This is a genomic window from Actibacterium lipolyticum (genome assembly GCF_900184935.1).
GTDB lineage: Bacteria > Pseudomonadota > Alphaproteobacteria > Rhodobacterales > Rhodobacteraceae > Actibacterium_A > Actibacterium_A lipolyticum.
On the sequence record NZ_FXYE01000002.1, the window covers coordinates 986,869 to 1,000,992 of the forward strand.

The following is a 14,124-nucleotide window of genomic DNA, read 5'->3' on the forward strand; positions in this document are numbered from 1 at the left end:
CGCATATGTAACGGATCGAGAGGTTGGCGCGGGCAGGCACCTCGCCAACCCGGTCAGGTCCGGAAGGAAGCAGCCGTAACGAGCCCCGCTTGGGTCGTTGTCCAGCCTCTCACCTTATCCCCCACAGGATCAGCGCCAATATACCGGCAGCAACCAACGCCGCCATGGCCAGTGGAAACACGCGAAACCGCCGCGTGGCGGACCCTTGGGGAAACCCCAAACCAGCCCGAAACACGATCACCGCTAAGGCACAGGCCAGCACCTGCCACCCGATGAAGCCGTTGATCCGGTTCAGGCCGCGCGTAAACCCGTCACCCGTGGGCGGCACCGTGTTGAACACCCAAAAGGAATAGGCAAAGACACCCGCCCAAAGTGCAAGTGCCAACCAGAAAGCCACACGCGGGCTGAAATTTGGCGCATCGTTCATCCCAGCAGCCTAACATGAACCGTAAAACCGACGAACCGCGCGTTAGCCCACACCATCAATGACTTGCCCCGGAACGCGTTCGGCCCAGTCTGACAGAAAGGCGGCCATCTCCTCTTCTCCGGCAAGGTCGGGGGTGCGGCGGGGTAAGGCGACGCCGTGTTCCAACGCGATCCGCGCGCAGGTGATGTGATCCCGCGTGGCACGGGCGGGGCAGTTTTCGGACCCGTGGATGATTGTCGAAAGCAGCGTGCCGCCATACCCGTTCACGTGGCTTAGATCGGGTTTAAGCGATAGGAAAAACGCCATCACCTTGGGCAGGCCTTCCCAACCGGCGACCTGTACGGGCGTCACCCCCTGCCCGTCCGGGCGATCATATTCCAACCCCAGCGCGACAAGCCGCTTCATATGTTCCAGCTTTCCGGGCAGATGCAAAACCTCGCGCAGGATGTTGCGGAATGCGGGTGGCAGGGTGTGCGGATCAACAAAGCGCCCGGTGGTATCGCGACCCTCGGCCGCCATGGCCAGCAATTCTTCGATGTCTGTCAGCGGGGGTGCGCCACGTTCCTCAATCGCTTGCGCGACATCTGTGTTTCCAAACACCCGCGCAAAGGCATAGGCGTTGGCCCCGTGGAATTCCCGCGCCGGATCAGCGCCCGCGCCCAAGATCATATCAACCATACGGCGGTCACACATCCGCCGGGCGGCTTGATGCAACGCGGGCGCGACCCAGGGTTCTTCGCCCCCGACCGGATCGGCGGCAAAATCATCGGCCCGCGCCCCCGCATCCAACAGCATTTGCACCGCCACATGATCGTTGAAATCCATCGCCCGCAGCAGCGCATTTGTGCCACGCGGGTCAGCGCCGTATTCCAGCAGCATGGCCAACCCTTCGTGGTGGCCAAGTTCGGTCGCGTGATACAGCGATTCACCATCATTGGGGTTGGCGCCCCGCTCCAGAAACCAGCGGCCTAAGGGCATGTTATTGGCATGGCCAATCGCCCCGTACAGCGCAGACAGCGGGTGATCGTTTTCAGCACTTACCGGCATGCTGTCATTCACATCCGCCCCGTGATCCACCAGCATTTGCGCGATGGCCAGCATATCGTCCTGACGCTTGGGCGCGGCGTGGATGTATTTGGAAAAGGCCAGATGCAGCATCGGGCTGCGCGGTCCGCGGGCGCGTGTGGCGGCGTCGGGGTCTTCGGCCAACGCCGCCTCAACCGCAGCACGATCATAAAGCGCAACCTGAAGCCCAAACAAACCGTCGGCCAAATCGGGCGTATCGGCCAAAAGGCGCTGGGTGACCCAATTTTGCCCGTGATACAGCGCAATCTTCAGCCGCTGTTGCCGCGCGGCGCGATCAAGCCCGACCGTTTCAGCAGCAAATTTCAGGCGCGGCCAGCTTTCGAACCCGTTTTCCCGTGCAATCACATGCAGGAAATCGGCGTGTTTCAGTGTGTTACCTATGGTGCGCGGCGGATACATACGCAGCCGGTCGGCGGCCCCGCGTTCAGCAGCCTCATAGGATTTTTTCAACGCCTTGGCGTCACGGCGCAACTTTTCTAGGGAAAGAGCCATCGGTTTCCTCGCAAGAACGCCCGATGATCCGCTATCCGGGCATGAGCAAAACCGAGAATGTGATCGGTATTTGCGAAAGGGGTGCCGGTACGGCTTTCCGCGGATCAGGTGGCCAAACCCCTTATGGCCACGATTACCTTACCCGAGTGCTGGACGTCGGACAAGCCAGCGCCTACTCTGCCCAAGCTTAGAATCCGAGAGGGCCCATGTCCGACACGCCAGACACCGGCTATCAGGTGCTCGCCCGTAAATACCGCCCCGCCACCTTTGCCGATCTGATCGGGCAAGAGGCGATGGTGCGTACGCTGAAAAACGCGTTCGAGGCTGACCGCATCGCGCAGGCCTTCATCATGACCGGTATTCGCGGGACGGGTAAAACCACCACCGCGCGGATCATCTCAAAGGGGATGAACTGCATCGGGCCAGATGGGAACGGCAAACCCACGACGGACCCTTGCGGTGTGTGCGAACATTGCGTTGCCATCGCCGAAGGTCGCCACGTTGATGTGATGGAGATGGACGCCGCATCCCGCACCGGCGTTGGTGACATCCGCGAAATCATCGACAGCGTGCATTACCGCGCGGCTTCGGCCCGGTATAAGATTTACATCATCGATGAGGTTCACATGCTGTCCAACAGCGCGTTCAACGCGCTGCTGAAGACGCTTGAAGAACCGCCCGCCCACGTCAAATTCATCTTCGCCACCACCGAAATCCGCAAGGTTCCGGTGACGGTCCTGTCGCGGTGTCAGCGGTTCGATCTGCGCCGGATCGAACCCGAGGTGATGATCGACCACCTGAAATCCATCGCCGCGAAAGAAAACGCCGCGATTGCCGAAGACGCGCTGGCCCTGATTACCCGCGCCGCCGAAGGTTCCGTCCGTGACGCGATGAGCCTGCTGGATCAGGCAATCAGCCACGGCGCGGGCGAAACCACCGCCGATCAGGTGCGCGCGATGCTGGGCCTGGCCGACCGTGGCCGCGTGTTGGACCTGTTCGATATGATCATGTCGGGCGATGCGGCTGGTGCGCTGAACGAACTATCCTCGCAATATGCCGATGGGGCCGATCCGATGGCCGTGCTGCGTGATCTGGCCGAAATTACCCACTGGGTCTCGGTCATCAAAATCACGCCCGAAGCCGCCGAAGACCCCACCGTTTCACCGGACGAACGCGCGCGCGGCCTGTCGATGGGTGAAAAGCTGCCAATGCGGGTGCTAACGCGCATGTGGCAGATGCTGTTGAAAGCGATCGAAGAGGTCGCACAGGCCCCTAACGCGATGATGGCAGCCGAAATGGCGATCATCCGGCTGACGCATGTGTCCACCCTGCCCTCGCCCGAAGAATTGGTGCGCAAACTGCAGGACACGCCGCCACCGCCTTTGCCCGGCCCCGGCGCGCCGTCACCTGCACCTGCGCCCCAAGGCACAACCGCATATGCAAGCACCCCGGCGCCCAACGGCGGCGGCGGCGGTGGCCCGGTCGCCGCATTGGCCCAAGCGCCCGAATCCGCGCTGGCCCGATACGCGCAGTTCGATCAAGTCGTCGAGTTGATCCGCAAGAACCGCGACATCAAGCTGTTGGTCGAAGTCGAAACAACCCTTCGGCTTGTCAGCTATTCCCCCGGGCGCATTGAATTTGAACCGACCGAAAACGCCCCCCGCGATTTGGCCGCCCGTTTGGGCCAGTCATTGCAAAGCTGGACAGGCGCGCGTTGGGCGGTTTCTGTAACGAACTCTGGCGGTGGAACAACCATCGCAGAAGTACAGGACGCAGACCGGCTTGCACTGGTGGCCGAAGCCACGGAACACCCGCTGGTTCAGGCCGTCTTGTTGGCCTTTCCAAAAGCAAAGATCACCGAAATAAGAACTCCCGAAGCTTTGGCAAAAGCAGCCGCCGCTGATGCGCTGCCCGAGGTCGAAGATGAATGGGATCCGTTCGAAGAAGACTAAGGAGAAAGTACGATGTTCAAAGGTTTGGGCGCCATGGGTGACATGGCCAAGATGATGAAATCCGCGCAGGAAATGCAGTCCAAGATGGCCGAGATGCAGGAAGAACTGCATTCCATCAGTGTCGTTGGCGAAAGCGGCGCAGGGCTGGTTAAGGCAACCGCCACGGCAAAGGGCGAGTTGACCGGGCTAGATATTGACCCGTCAATCTTTCACCCCGACGAAAAAGAAGTGGCCGAGGATCTGATCCTTGCGGCTATCAAAGACGCACAAGCCAAGGCGCAGGAACGTTCGAAGTCCGAAACCCGCCGCCTGTTGGAATCCATGGGCCTTCCGGCTGATATGGATTTGCCGATCTAATCGGCACCTTCCCTTATGGCCGACGCAACGCGCGACATCGAAAACCTGATCGAGCTGATGGCCAAACTTCCCGGCCTCGGCCCCAGATCGGCACGCCGGGCGGTTTTGCACATGATCAAAAAGCGGGGGCTGTTGATGACCCCGCTGGCCGATGCGATGCACATTGTGGCGGCCACCGCGCGTGAATGCCTGAACTGCGGCAACATCGGCACATCGGATGTGTGCGACATCTGCACCAGCGAAAAACGCGCCACCGGCGAATTGTGCGTGGTCGAAGACGTGGCCGACCTGTGGGCGATGGAACGCGGCGCGTCCTTCGCGGGGCGGTATCACGTGCTTGGCGGCACGCTGTCTGCGCTGGATTCTATGGGCCCGGACGAACTGCGCATTCCAAAGTTGGTGGATCGGGTAAAGACCGAAGGGATCACCGAAGTGATCCTTGCCCTGAATGCGACGGTCGACGGTCAAACGACCGCGCATTACATCGCCGAACAGCTTGAAGGTTTGGGCGTTTCCGTCACCTCGCTTGCGCAGGGCGTGCCGATTGGCGGCGAGCTTGATTACCTTGACGATGGCACGATCACCGCTGCGCTTAGGGCGCGGAAGTCGTTCTAACTGGCAAGCCGCAGCATTTCAGGCCCACGCCCAAAGATCGCTTCGGCCCCCAACCGCCCCAACTCATCCGAACATTTCGCACCCCGCCCGCATCCGGCAACGGCCACCGTGATACGGTCCGACAGATTGTCGATGATCGGATGGTCCGCATCCGTATAGGTGGTGACGCACGCGTTTCGGTGGACATTCATAATGTTCAGATCTGGCATCCGTTCGCGCATCGCACCCGCCAGTTTTTCGGCGACCACAGGCGAACCACCGCCGCGGAACCACTCCTTGATCTCAGCGGTCGAGTGGAGCGGATCGTCAGACGGATCACCGCCCAGCTTAAGATAAAACTTACCGTCCGGGTATCGGATGGGCGGCAGCAGATAAGGATCTTCGCCATTCGGTTTCAGATAGATCAGCGAAGGCATCGCGTGCAACCGGGCGGCCTCCTGCGCTGACACTTCGAACAGGGCAACGGTGCGGGCGTAAACATGCAGCGGCAGCGCATTGGGCAGGATCATGTTGGTGAACCCACCTGCGGCCACCAACACCCGGTCAGCCTCAAACAGGCCGGTATCCGTGTCGATCTGCACAGCCCCGCCAGTTTCACGAAGCCCCCGCACCGTGGCATCCACAATCAACGCCCCGGCACGCTCTGCCGCGCACCCTTGGGCCAGCACCAAATTACGCGGAGAGATATAGCCCGCCCCCGATTTTTCATGCAGGGCAAGCACGCCATCAGGAAAATGAAAATAAGGGAACCGCGCGGCCAGTTCGGCGCCTTGGTACGCATCGGCCTTAATCCCGGCATCATCGCGCACCGCTTTCACCCTGCGCATAAAATCACCGTCCTCTGTTCCGGCCATCACTGCGCCGACGTCAGAAAAGAACGGCACTCCGCTTACCGCCTCTATCTCGCGGTAGCGCGCGATCGAGGCGCGGCTGACCTCGCTCCAAAATGGAGATGGGTCAAGCGCGCGCGTGATGCGCCCTTCGTCATAGTGGCTGGCAAAAACGCCTTGGTGCGTGGGTTTATCCGAAGGTTCCGATGGGCCAATCAACACAACATCATGGCCAGCCATCGCCAAATGCCGCGCAGCTGCCGAACCAATCAAACCACGCCCAATAACCGCAATTTTCATACCCGCCCCACGAAAAAGCCCGACCTAATTGGCCGGGCTTAAAGCGTCGTCGATCAAAGGGACAAGATCAATCCTCGTCAGCCTCATCCTCGTCAGAATCTGGAAGGTTGAAGAAGCTGTCCGCATCTGGCAGCGCCGCTTCTTTTTCTTCTTCTTCGTCATCAGCACCGCCAAGGGTGAATGTCTCAAGCCCGGAAATCGCCGTTGGGATTTTGGGATCGGCTTCCATGCCAAGCGACTGTTCTGTCGACAGCAGCTTGCGGCGTTCATCGTCGCTCATCGAAGCGCCTTCGGCAGCTTTCTTCGCGGCGGCCTTTTGAACAGCGGCGTCCAGTTCAGACTGTTTACACAGGCCAAGGGCAACCGGGTCAATCGGCTGAATGTTAGCAATGTTCCAGTGCGTCCGCTCGCGGATTGCCTGAATGGTGGGCTTGGTTGTACCAACCAGTTTCGATACCTGACCGTCGGTCAGTTCTGGGTGGAACTTGACCAGCCACAGGATGGACGCAGGGCGATCCTGACGCTTTGACAGCGGGGTGTACCGTGGGCCACGGCGTTTTTCTTCGCCAACGGCGGATGGGTTAAACTTCAGCTTCAGCTTAACCATCGGGTCGGCTTCGGCCTTGTCGATGTTTTCCTGAGTCAGCTGATTGTTGGTGATCGGGTCGAACCCTTTAACACCAGCAGCGACGTCACCATCGGCAATACCTTGGACTTCAAGTTCGTGCAGGCCACAGAAATCAGCGACCTGTTTGAACGTCAATGTTGTGTTGTCCACCAGCCAGACTGCTGTGGCCTTCGCCATGATCGGTTTGTCCATGGACCTACTCCTTTAAACAAATCTCTCCCGCGCCGGGAAAACGGCTGGTCCGGCTGGACCTATTCCTCGTTTTCGGGGAGGTTTGGGATGTATATAGTCGCCTCGTCCACTGGAGAAAAGAGAAAATGCGCTGGTTGCTTATCCTGTTCCTTTCCACACGTCTGGCGCATGCCGATGGCGAACCTGCGGGCGATTTCGACTATTACGTTCTGTCGCTTTCGTGGTCCCCGACTTTTTGCGCGCTGGAAGGGGACGCAAGGAATTCACCGCAATGTGATCCGGAAAACGATTTCGGTTGGGTCATGCACGGGCTGTGGCCTCAATACGAAAAAGGCTGGCCCGCCTATTGCCGCACGGCAGAACGGGATCCATCCCGGTCTGAAACCAAAGCAATGGCCGACATCATGGGGACCAGCGGCCTGGCGTGGTACCAGTGGAAGAAACACGGCCGGTGTTCTGGGTTGTCCTCGGAAGAATACTACGCGACGGCCCGACGCGCCTATGAGGCCGTAACCCGGCCCGAGGTCTTCAGAAAGCTGACCCGCCCCGTCAAACTGCCCGCCAGCGTGGTCGAAGAAGCGTTCCTGCAATCCAACCCTGAATGGGAGGCCGACATGGTGACGATCACCTGCAAAGCTGGCCGCATTCAGGAAGCCCGCGTTTGCCTGACCAAAGACTTGGAGCTACGCGACTGCGGCGCCGATGTGGTGCGCGACTGCACGATGCGGGACGCCTTGATGGACGAGGTTCGCTAGGAAAGTCCGGCTGCCACTAATCGCCTTTTGGTTGAAACACATTCACAATGACGCTAGGATTTTCTAGTTTTTTATGTGTGGGTGTGTTGAATGGCCGATCTGCTTCGAGGCGGTATTGCGATCAACGAAGTGTTGGTCGACCCCAATGGGGGCAATAACTATGACACTGATGGAAACGGCGTAGCCGACGGCACCGATGAATTCATCGAATTTGTTAACGTATCCAATGGTCCCATTGATATTGGTGGCTTGCAAATTTGGGACGCGGGTGTCGGCCTTTGGTTCACCTTCCCGCCCAACACCATCCTTGCCCCCGGTGCCCATGCAATGGTCATTTCGGGCATTCAGCCCGGCGGCACGATGCCCACAGGCAATCCGGGCGATCTGTTTTTCGACGCGGGCCGTAACAGCCCGGTAATAAACAACAGCGGCGACAACATCGTCGTCTACGACCCCCTCGCCGACGAGTACATCTCGGCGCGTTTCAACAACGACGCTTTGGATGATCCAACAGGGTTGCAGAACGGCTATGAGCTTTTCTCTCCCACCGCGAGCTTGGTCGGAGCAGGAGAGAACTTTGGCCGCGACGCCGACGGTTTTTCCATTCAGCGCGTTCCCGATGGCAGTGACACGTTTGGCGTGAACACACCCACACCCGGCGTGACCAATATTTGCTTTGCGGACGGAACGTTTTTCCAAACCGAAACCGGACCGGTGGCTATTAAGGCTCTGCGTCCCGAGATGCGCATCGCGACGTTGGATAACGGCTTTCAGACGGTACGCTGGGTGTATTCCAAACACTGGACGGCCGCCGAAATCGCCGCGCATCCGTCACGGGCACCCGTCCGTATTCGCGCTGGCGCATTGGGTCACAACATGCCCGAACGCGCACTACACGTGTCGCAGCAGCATCGCCTGTTGATTGCGGGCCCGATCGCCAAGCGGATGTTTGGCACAACCGAGGTTTTGGTCGCGGCAAAACACCTGACCAGCGTCACGGGCATAAAGATTTCACGCAAAGCAAAGGCGGTCAGCTATTACCACGTGATGCTGGATCAGCATGACATATTGGTGGCAAACGGTGCCCCGGCTGAAAGCCTTTATCTGGGCAAATGCGCGGTCGCTGGCCTGACACCAGAAGCAATCCGCGAACTTTGCGATCTGTTAGATCGCCCAATCGAAAACTTATGCGCAAACCCGTCACGGCAGGCCCGCGTGTTCGTCAAAGGGCGCCGCGCCCGCCAATTGGCGGCGCGACACCTTAAAAATCGGAAACCGCTTTCAACCCCGCAACTGGCTGGCAGGGTGATGGCGCAAACCTATTCTGTCATCTGATCTTTAAAACGATCTTGCCGATATGCGTGCTGCCTTCCATGCGGGCGTGGGCATCGGCGGCTTGTTCCAGCGTAAATTCGGAATCCATCACCGGCGCGACCCGGCCAGCATCCAGCAAAGGCCAAACCTTTTCGCGCAGCTGATCCGCGATCTGAGCCTTGGCAAGGTCAGACTGCGGGCGCAGGGTTGACCCCGTGATCGTCAACCGTTTGGCCATAACCAGCGCAAAGTTCAGTTCCGCCTTAGGGCCGTTCAAGAAGGCGATGTGAACCATCCGCCCTTCTTCGGCCATCGCCTTTACGTTGCGTGGGATATAACTGCCGCCAACCATATCAAGGATCAGGTTCGCGCCACCTTCGGCCCGCATGATTTCAACGAAATCCTCTTCGCGATAGTTGATGGCCCGCTCTGCCCCCAGATCAAGGCACGCTTGGCATTTTTCGTCGGAACCAGCCGTGGTGAAGACCCGCGCGCCAAAGGCGTTGGCCAGTTGGATCGCGGTCGTTCCGATCCCGGATGAACCGCCGTGCACAAGGAACCGCTCTCCGGCCTGAAGCCCGCCGCGCATGAAGACGTTTGACCAGACGGTGAAGAATGTCTCGGGCAGGCAGGCGGCTTGTTTCAGATCCAAACCCTCTGGCACGGGCAAGGCATGCGCGGCTGGGGTGACCACGTATTCGGCATATCCGCCGCCCGGCAACAGCGCGCACACCGCATCGCCGACAGTAACGCCCGCAACGTTCGGGCCAACGGCCACAACCTGCCCCGCGCCCTCTAACCCCGGAAGGTCCGAAGCCCAAGCAGGCGGCGCATATGACCCCGCCCGTTGCAACGCGTCGGGCCGGTTTACGCCCGCATAGGCCAGCTTAATCACAATCTCGCCGGCACCGGGGGTTGGCACGGGGCGCTGCGTCATGCGCAGAACCTCTGGCCCGCCGGGTTCAGAAATTTCGACGGCGCGCATCATTTCGGGAAGGGGCATTCTTACTCCTGTCTGTCGCCAGCATAGTGGCCGGGCATATCGGTGCGCGACGTAGCAGAGGGCGGCTTGACCTTGCCAAGCGCCCAATTCGGCCCCGCAAGGAATGGTTTAAACAAGGGGTTCTGGCGCACTTGCGCTTTGACCTTTTCGAATTGCATGACGTTTTCAATCCGCCGGTCCAGAAATTCCCACGTGCGGGCATGGTCTGGGCTGTCATCGCCAAGCCAATACAGAACGGTGGAGCCATAGACCCCAGACAGCGTCATACGCTTTGTGTACCAGTTGAAGTCATCCGACGTATCGCCCAGCGTGCGCCAGATCAGATCGGCTGTGTCCCAAATCGCCTTGGCCCCATCGGCCGCGTGCTGGGGCAGCGAAAACAGCGTTGTGCCGCGGCGCACCAGTTCTTTGTCGTCAACTGCTTCCAGACGGAACCGCACGGCGGCGGCGATCTTGTCGCGAAAGCGCATTTCGTTCAGGTCCGCGTCATTCAGCCGCTGCACCATCACCGCGTCACCGCGTTTGTGAAAAGCGATGGCAAGGTCAAGCGCGCCCCGCGGGCACAGCGCACGGGCTAAAGCGGGTTCAACATGTGATTCTTCGACGGCCGCGCGAAATGTCACTTCGTTCCATCCATCAAAGGGAACATGCGCCAATGCAGCTTCCAACAGGGCTTCTTTTGGGTCTTTTTCAGCAGACATAGGAGGCCTCCGGTTACGGTTCGCTCAATAGTAGACAAGCTAGCGCCGCTTTGCTATACGGCCACTTCCTGCAATTGACCGAAACTCCAGACTAGAAAGGTGGTGAAAACCACATGCAGGTTAGTGTTCGTGACAATAACGTCGATCAGGCGCTTCGCGCACTGAAGAAAAAGCTTCAGCGTGAGGGTGTTTTCCGTGAGATGAAACTCCGTCAACACTTCGAGAAGCCTTCTGAAAAGAAAGCTCGTGAGAAGGCAGAGGCAGTACGCCGTGCCCGTAAGCTCGCACGCAAGAAAGCGCAGCGCGAAGGTATGCTCTAAGCATCCATCGACTTAGCGAACCGAGGCTTCGGCCTTAGTGCGACGACCCCCGCGGCCCAGCCGACGGGGGTTTGTTGTTTTTAGGGGTCAGCCCCGCCCGCGATAGGTCGGTACACCCTGATCGGGAATCCACACGCCGGGCAGTTCGGGCCCGGTCTGATAGAAGATGTCGATCGGAATGCCGCCGCGCGGGTACCAATACCCGCCCACGCGCAGCCATTTGGGTTCCAACTTTTCGACCAACCGCTTGCCGATGGTCACGGTGCAATCTTCGTGGAACGCGCCGTGGTTGCGGAACGATCCCAAGAACAGCTTCAGCGATTTGCTTTCAACCAGCCAATCACCGGGCACATAGTCGATAACGATATGCGCGAAATCGGGTTGGCCCGTCATTGGGCAAAGCGACGTGAATTCGGGCGCGGTAAAACGCACGGCGTAATCGGTGCCAGCCTGTGGGTTGGGCACGCGTTCCAGAACAGCCTCTTCCGGTGCGTTGGGCAGTTCGGTTTTGCCGCCCAGCATGGTCAGGTTCTTATAGATGTCTTCGTTGGCCATCAGCGGCCTCCTTTCCAATCAAACGCCGCGCTTGTTGCCCCACAGAAGCACATGCAACTGCGGCAGAATACGCGGAGAGTACCAGCCATCGGCCAGCGTTTTATCCACCAGCCATGTCATCCGATCCATGATCCCGTCCATATCGATCACGGCATCTTCGGCATCGGGCGGCGGCGGGGTGTGATTGCCGGGCTGCAAATACAGCGGCAGCGCGGGGTAACGCGCGGCCACGTCACGGGCCCAGGCATAATCGGCATCGTCAAAGATCACGATCTTCAGCACGGTCGGCGCATCGCCCGCCTTAGCAAGGCAAGTATCAAACACGGCCCAATCAACCGTTTCACCCGACGACGGCGGCTTTGGGCTTAGCACCAGCATTTCCAGTTCGGCGAACCAGTCGCGCGCAACCGATCCTTGGGTTTCCAACGCAAAGCCATAGCCTTGCGCCTTACCCAATGCGATCAGCGGGCCAAAATCCTGAATCGCGGGGTTGCCGCCCGAAACCGTCACGGTCAGCGGCTTGTCGCCCGAAAGGTCACGGACCTTTTGCCAGACATCCTCTGGCTGCATCGGTGCCCATTCGTGACGGTATTCGCTATCGACCGCATGCAGGCTGTCGCACCAGCTGCACCGATAATCGCAGCCACCCGCGCGCACGAATACCGTGGGCGCCCCGATCAGCGCGCCTTCGCCCTGAATAGTGGGGCCAAAGATTTCGGCAATCCGCAGGGTCGTCATGGGCGATACTCGGCCCATGTCTTGGGCGTTTCACTGACCCGCACGGCGGTGGTTTCCGGCCAGCGCGATTTGCACCAGTCATACAGGGTTTTTGCCAGCCGTTCCGACGTGACCATATCATGCCCGAACACGTCGTTCAGGTGGCGATGATCCAGTTCATCATCGATATAGCGTTTCAGCGGCAACAGTTCGCGGTAATCGATGACAAAGCCGTTTTCGTCCAACGCCTCTGCGGCAAGCTCTACCTCAACGATATAGTTGTGGCCGTGCAGCCGCGCGCAGGGGTGATCATCGGGCAACCCGCACAGTTGGTGCGAGGCAGAGAAGTGGAACTCTTTCGTAATACGGAACATTACGCGCCCCCTTTGGCCACGGCGGCCTTCCAGAAATCAGGGTCGGCATAGGTTGTGGGGTCTTCGACGCCAGCCAGGTCAAACGCCTCGCGCCGTTCCACGCAGGTGCCGCAGCGGCCGCAGTGAACCTCTCCGCCCTTATAGCAGGACCATGTTTCAGCGAAGGGCGTGCCATGCGCCGCACCGGCGGTGACGATCGCCGATTTGGGCTGATGCACGAACGGCGTATACAGGCGGACATTGGCGTAGCCGTCCAGCGCCTTGTCCTGCATCGCTTGAAACGCGTCGATAAATTCTGGGCGGCAATCGGGATAGATGAAGTGATCGCCCCCGTGCACGGCCGTCGCCACCGCATCCGCATCGCGCGCGGCGGCAATGCCGAACGCAATCGCCAGCATGATGGCATTGCGGTTGGGCACAACGGTGACCTTCATCGTGTCTTCGGCGTAATGCCCATCGGGCACGTCAATTTCATCCGTCAGGGCAGAACCGGACAGCGCAGCCCCCAGATGCGAAATGTCGATCAGGTCAAACGGCACGCCCAGCCGTTTGGCGCAGGCTTCTGCACTGGCCAATTCCTTGGCATGGCGTTGGCCATAGTTGAACGAAATCAGGCCGACCAGCTGATTTTCAGCCGCGACCTTATGGGCAAGCGAAACGGAGTCTAGCCCGCCCGAGCAGACGACGAGAGTTTTCATATCAGAGTCCTTGTTTTCACGAACCGGGTAGGCTGCGACCGGTGCCCGAACCTTCGGGCGGGGCGTCTTTAGCAGACAGGATCAGAAAGGAAAAGCCTTAGGCCGAAAGCGCGTGAAGCAACGTGGCAAGGATCAGCCCAACCGCAACAGCCACTCCCGACAGGTGATGGTTTTCATTGAACGCACGCGGGAACACCTCTGTCGCGAGGGATGCAACGACGGCGCCAGCTGCGAAACATCGGGTCAACGCGATGGTTTCCGGGGCAACACCGGCAAACGCCCATTCACCGACCAACGCAGCACTGGCAAGGATGCCGGCCGTCGCCGCCCACAGCCAGAACACCGTGCGCCGGGATAAGCCCGAACGGCACATCTGTTTGGCACCGCCCGCAGCCTCGGGGAGGTTGGCAAGGAAGATCGCGCCAGCTAGGGCCGCAACCTCGGAAAAATCAGCGCCGATCAGCGCCACGCCCAGCGCCAGGTTTTCGGGGATGCCGTCCAGCGTAATCGCAACCAACAACCCGCCGCCGCGACCGGCCTCCCACTTTTCATCAATCAGGTAGTCGACCGCCGTAAACACGACCGCCCCCAGCGCCACGAAAAACATCGCCGAGACCAATGACGCCTGACTGATCGACGGTTTGATCATATCCAGCATCAGCGTGACGATCAGCGCCCCGCCCGCCATCGCCAAAAGGAAACCTTCGACGCGTTCAGGCAGCGGGCCGAAAATCCCCCAGACCGCGCCCACAATCAGCGCGGCAGAGACAACCAGAATGACAAGGACAATCATCTAAACAAAGTGATC

The 14,124-nt window shown here is 59.6% G+C and carries 18 protein-coding genes and 1 other RNA gene; 8 read left to right on the forward strand and 11 right to left on the reverse strand.

The window, feature by feature from the left end; all coding sequences use genetic code 11:
- Positions 1–17 precede the first annotated feature (17 nt).
- An RNA gene (gene ffs, locus COL8621_RS13440) (signal recognition particle sRNA small type) lies at positions 18–114 on the forward strand.
- On the opposite strand, the gene COL8621_RS13445 is transcribed toward ffs, so the two are convergent.
- Positions 110–427, reverse strand: coding sequence for a hypothetical protein (locus COL8621_RS13445; protein ID WP_093967835.1), 318 nt, complete (start codon positions 425–427; stop codon positions 110–112). The genes ffs and COL8621_RS13445 overlap by 5 nt on opposite strands.
- A 42-nt stretch (positions 428–469) precedes the next feature.
- The gene (locus COL8621_RS13450; protein WP_093967836.1) at positions 470–2,005 is read right to left on the reverse strand and encodes an ankyrin repeat domain-containing protein; all 1,536 of its coding nucleotides are present in this window, start codon (positions 2,003–2,005) and stop codon (positions 470–472) included.
- Positions 2,006–2,028: 23 nt separating this feature from the next.
- On the opposite strand from COL8621_RS13450, the gene COL8621_RS19180 reads away from it, so the two are divergent.
- Genes COL8621_RS19180 through recR form a run of 4 tightly spaced genes read left to right on the forward strand, consistent with a single transcriptional unit; the run spans position 2,029 to position 4,929 of the window.
- Entirely contained in the window at positions 2,029–2,196 is a 168-nt protein-coding gene (locus COL8621_RS19180; protein WP_176438496.1) for a hypothetical protein, read from the forward strand.
- 15 nt (positions 2,197–2,211) lie between these two features.
- Complete coding sequence (locus COL8621_RS13455; RefSeq protein WP_093967837.1) at positions 2,212–3,957, forward strand: DNA polymerase III subunit gamma/tau; 1,746 nt, start codon at positions 2,212–2,214, stop codon at positions 3,955–3,957.
- Positions 3,958–3,969: 12 nt separating this feature from the next.
- On the forward strand, positions 3,970–4,314 hold the full coding sequence (locus tag COL8621_RS13460; RefSeq protein ID WP_093967838.1) for a YbaB/EbfC family nucleoid-associated protein: 345 nt from the start codon (positions 3,970–3,972) through the stop codon (positions 4,312–4,314).
- Positions 4,315–4,329: 15 nt separating this feature from the next.
- On the forward strand, positions 4,330–4,929 hold the full coding sequence (gene recR, locus COL8621_RS13465; RefSeq protein WP_093967839.1) for a recombination mediator RecR: 600 nt from the start codon (positions 4,330–4,332) through the stop codon (positions 4,927–4,929).
- Here the strand turns inward: recR and COL8621_RS13470 are convergent.
- Complete coding sequence (locus tag COL8621_RS13470; protein WP_093967840.1) at positions 4,926–6,059, reverse strand: FAD-dependent oxidoreductase; 1,134 nt, start codon at positions 6,057–6,059, stop codon at positions 4,926–4,928. The two genes, recR and COL8621_RS13470, sit on opposite strands and share 4 nt — an antisense overlap.
- Before the next feature lie 67 nt (positions 6,060–6,126).
- Entirely contained in the window at positions 6,127–6,879 is a 753-nt protein-coding gene (locus COL8621_RS13475; RefSeq protein WP_093967841.1) for a DUF1013 domain-containing protein, read from the reverse strand.
- Between the two features lie 125 nt (positions 6,880–7,004).
- Here COL8621_RS13475 and COL8621_RS13480 point away from each other — a divergent pair, with 125 nt between their 5' ends.
- Both COL8621_RS13480 and COL8621_RS13485 read left to right on the forward strand, forming a co-directional pair.
- The gene (locus tag COL8621_RS13480; RefSeq protein WP_093967842.1) at positions 7,005–7,634 is read left to right on the forward strand and encodes a ribonuclease T2 family protein; all 630 of its coding nucleotides are present in this window, start codon (positions 7,005–7,007) and stop codon (positions 7,632–7,634) included.
- A gap of 90 nt (positions 7,635–7,724) precedes the next feature.
- Complete coding sequence (locus tag COL8621_RS13485; protein WP_093967843.1) at positions 7,725–8,969, forward strand: Hint domain-containing protein; 1,245 nt, start codon at positions 7,725–7,727, stop codon at positions 8,967–8,969.
- Here COL8621_RS13485 and COL8621_RS13490 read toward each other — a convergent pair.
- Both COL8621_RS13490 and COL8621_RS13495 read right to left on the reverse strand, forming a co-directional pair.
- Positions 8,962–9,951, reverse strand: coding sequence for an NAD(P)H-quinone oxidoreductase (locus COL8621_RS13490; protein ID WP_093967844.1), 990 nt, complete (start codon positions 9,949–9,951; stop codon positions 8,962–8,964). The two genes, COL8621_RS13485 and COL8621_RS13490, sit on opposite strands and share 8 nt — an antisense overlap.
- A gap of 2 nt (positions 9,952–9,953) precedes the next feature.
- Positions 9,954–10,652 (reverse strand): COQ9 family protein, encoded by a 699-nt coding sequence (locus COL8621_RS13495; protein ID WP_093967845.1) that lies wholly within the window; start codon positions 10,650–10,652, stop codon positions 9,954–9,956.
- Between the two features lie 113 nt (positions 10,653–10,765).
- Here COL8621_RS13495 and rpsU point away from each other — a divergent pair, with 113 nt between their 5' ends.
- Positions 10,766–10,972 (forward strand): 30S ribosomal protein S21, encoded by a 207-nt coding sequence (gene rpsU / locus COL8621_RS13500; RefSeq protein ID WP_093967846.1) that lies wholly within the window; start codon positions 10,766–10,768, stop codon positions 10,970–10,972.
- Positions 10,973–11,059: 87 nt separating this feature from the next.
- Here the strand turns inward: rpsU and queF are convergent, their stop codons facing one another.
- The 5 genes from queF to COL8621_RS13525 all read right to left on the reverse strand — a co-directional run bounded on the left by queF (position 11,060) and on the right by COL8621_RS13525 (position 14,109).
- Positions 11,060–11,527: a preQ(1) synthase gene (queF, locus tag COL8621_RS13505; protein ID WP_093967847.1), complete on the reverse strand. Its 468-nt coding sequence runs from the start codon at positions 11,525–11,527 to the stop codon at positions 11,060–11,062.
- Positions 11,528–11,545: 18 nt separating this feature from the next.
- Positions 11,546–12,265, reverse strand: a complete 720-nt coding sequence (gene queE, locus COL8621_RS13510; RefSeq protein ID WP_093967848.1) for a 7-carboxy-7-deazaguanine synthase QueE — start codon at positions 12,263–12,265, stop codon at positions 11,546–11,548.
- Positions 12,262–12,618 carry a 6-carboxytetrahydropterin synthase QueD gene (gene queD, locus COL8621_RS13515; protein WP_093967849.1) on the reverse strand — a complete coding sequence of 119 codons (357 nt, stop codon included), beginning with the start codon at positions 12,616–12,618 and terminating at the stop codon, positions 12,262–12,264. Before queD ends, queE begins: the two co-directional genes overlap by 4 nt.
- Positions 12,618–13,316, reverse strand: coding sequence for a 7-cyano-7-deazaguanine synthase QueC (queC, locus tag COL8621_RS13520; protein ID WP_093967850.1), 699 nt, complete (start codon positions 13,314–13,316; stop codon positions 12,618–12,620). Before queC ends, queD begins: the two co-directional genes overlap by 1 nt.
- A 97-nt stretch (positions 13,317–13,413) precedes the next feature.
- Positions 13,414–14,109, reverse strand: coding sequence for a ZIP family metal transporter (locus COL8621_RS13525; protein WP_093967851.1), 696 nt, complete (start codon positions 14,107–14,109; stop codon positions 13,414–13,416).
- Positions 14,110–14,124: the final 15 nt, after the last annotated feature.

Excerpts from the sequence above, each read along its gene's own strand:
- COL8621_RS13445 (WP_093967835.1), bottom strand. The coding sequence starts at position 427 with ATGAACGATGCGCCAAATTTCAGCCCGCGTGTGGCTTTCTGGTTGGCA.
- COL8621_RS13450 (WP_093967836.1), bottom strand. The coding sequence starts at position 2,005 with ATGGCTCTTTCCCTAGAAAAGTTGCGCCGTGACGCCAAGGCGTTGAAA.
- COL8621_RS19180 (WP_176438496.1), top strand. The coding sequence starts at position 2,029 with ATGATCCGCTATCCGGGCATGAGCAAAACCGAGAATGTGATCGGTATT.
- COL8621_RS13455 (WP_093967837.1), top strand. The coding sequence starts at position 2,212 with ATGTCCGACACGCCAGACACCGGCTATCAGGTGCTCGCCCGTAAATAC.
- COL8621_RS13460 (WP_093967838.1), top strand. The coding sequence starts at position 3,970 with ATGTTCAAAGGTTTGGGCGCCATGGGTGACATGGCCAAGATGATGAAA.
- recR (WP_093967839.1), top strand. The coding sequence starts at position 4,330 with ATGGCCGACGCAACGCGCGACATCGAAAACCTGATCGAGCTGATGGCC.
- COL8621_RS13470 (WP_093967840.1), bottom strand. The coding sequence starts at position 6,059 with ATGAAAATTGCGGTTATTGGGCGTGGTTTGATTGGTTCGGCAGCTGCG.
- COL8621_RS13475 (WP_093967841.1), bottom strand. The coding sequence starts at position 6,879 with ATGGACAAACCGATCATGGCGAAGGCCACAGCAGTCTGGCTGGTGGAC.
- COL8621_RS13480 (WP_093967842.1), top strand. The coding sequence starts at position 7,005 with ATGCGCTGGTTGCTTATCCTGTTCCTTTCCACACGTCTGGCGCATGCC.
- COL8621_RS13485 (WP_093967843.1), top strand. The coding sequence starts at position 7,725 with ATGGCCGATCTGCTTCGAGGCGGTATTGCGATCAACGAAGTGTTGGTC.
- COL8621_RS13490 (WP_093967844.1), bottom strand. The coding sequence starts at position 9,951 with ATGCCCCTTCCCGAAATGATGCGCGCCGTCGAAATTTCTGAACCCGGC.
- COL8621_RS13495 (WP_093967845.1), bottom strand. The coding sequence starts at position 10,652 with ATGTCTGCTGAAAAAGACCCAAAAGAAGCCCTGTTGGAAGCTGCATTG.
- rpsU (WP_093967846.1), top strand. The coding sequence starts at position 10,766 with ATGCAGGTTAGTGTTCGTGACAATAACGTCGATCAGGCGCTTCGCGCA.
- queF (WP_093967847.1), bottom strand. The coding sequence starts at position 11,527 with ATGGCCAACGAAGACATCTATAAGAACCTGACCATGCTGGGCGGCAAA.
- queE (WP_093967848.1), bottom strand. The coding sequence starts at position 12,265 with ATGACGACCCTGCGGATTGCCGAAATCTTTGGCCCCACTATTCAGGGC.
- queD (WP_093967849.1), bottom strand. The coding sequence starts at position 12,618 with ATGTTCCGTATTACGAAAGAGTTCCACTTCTCTGCCTCGCACCAACTG.
- queC (WP_093967850.1), bottom strand. The coding sequence starts at position 13,316 with ATGAAAACTCTCGTCGTCTGCTCGGGCGGGCTAGACTCCGTTTCGCTT.
- COL8621_RS13525 (WP_093967851.1), bottom strand. The coding sequence starts at position 14,109 with ATGATTGTCCTTGTCATTCTGGTTGTCTCTGCCGCGCTGATTGTGGGC.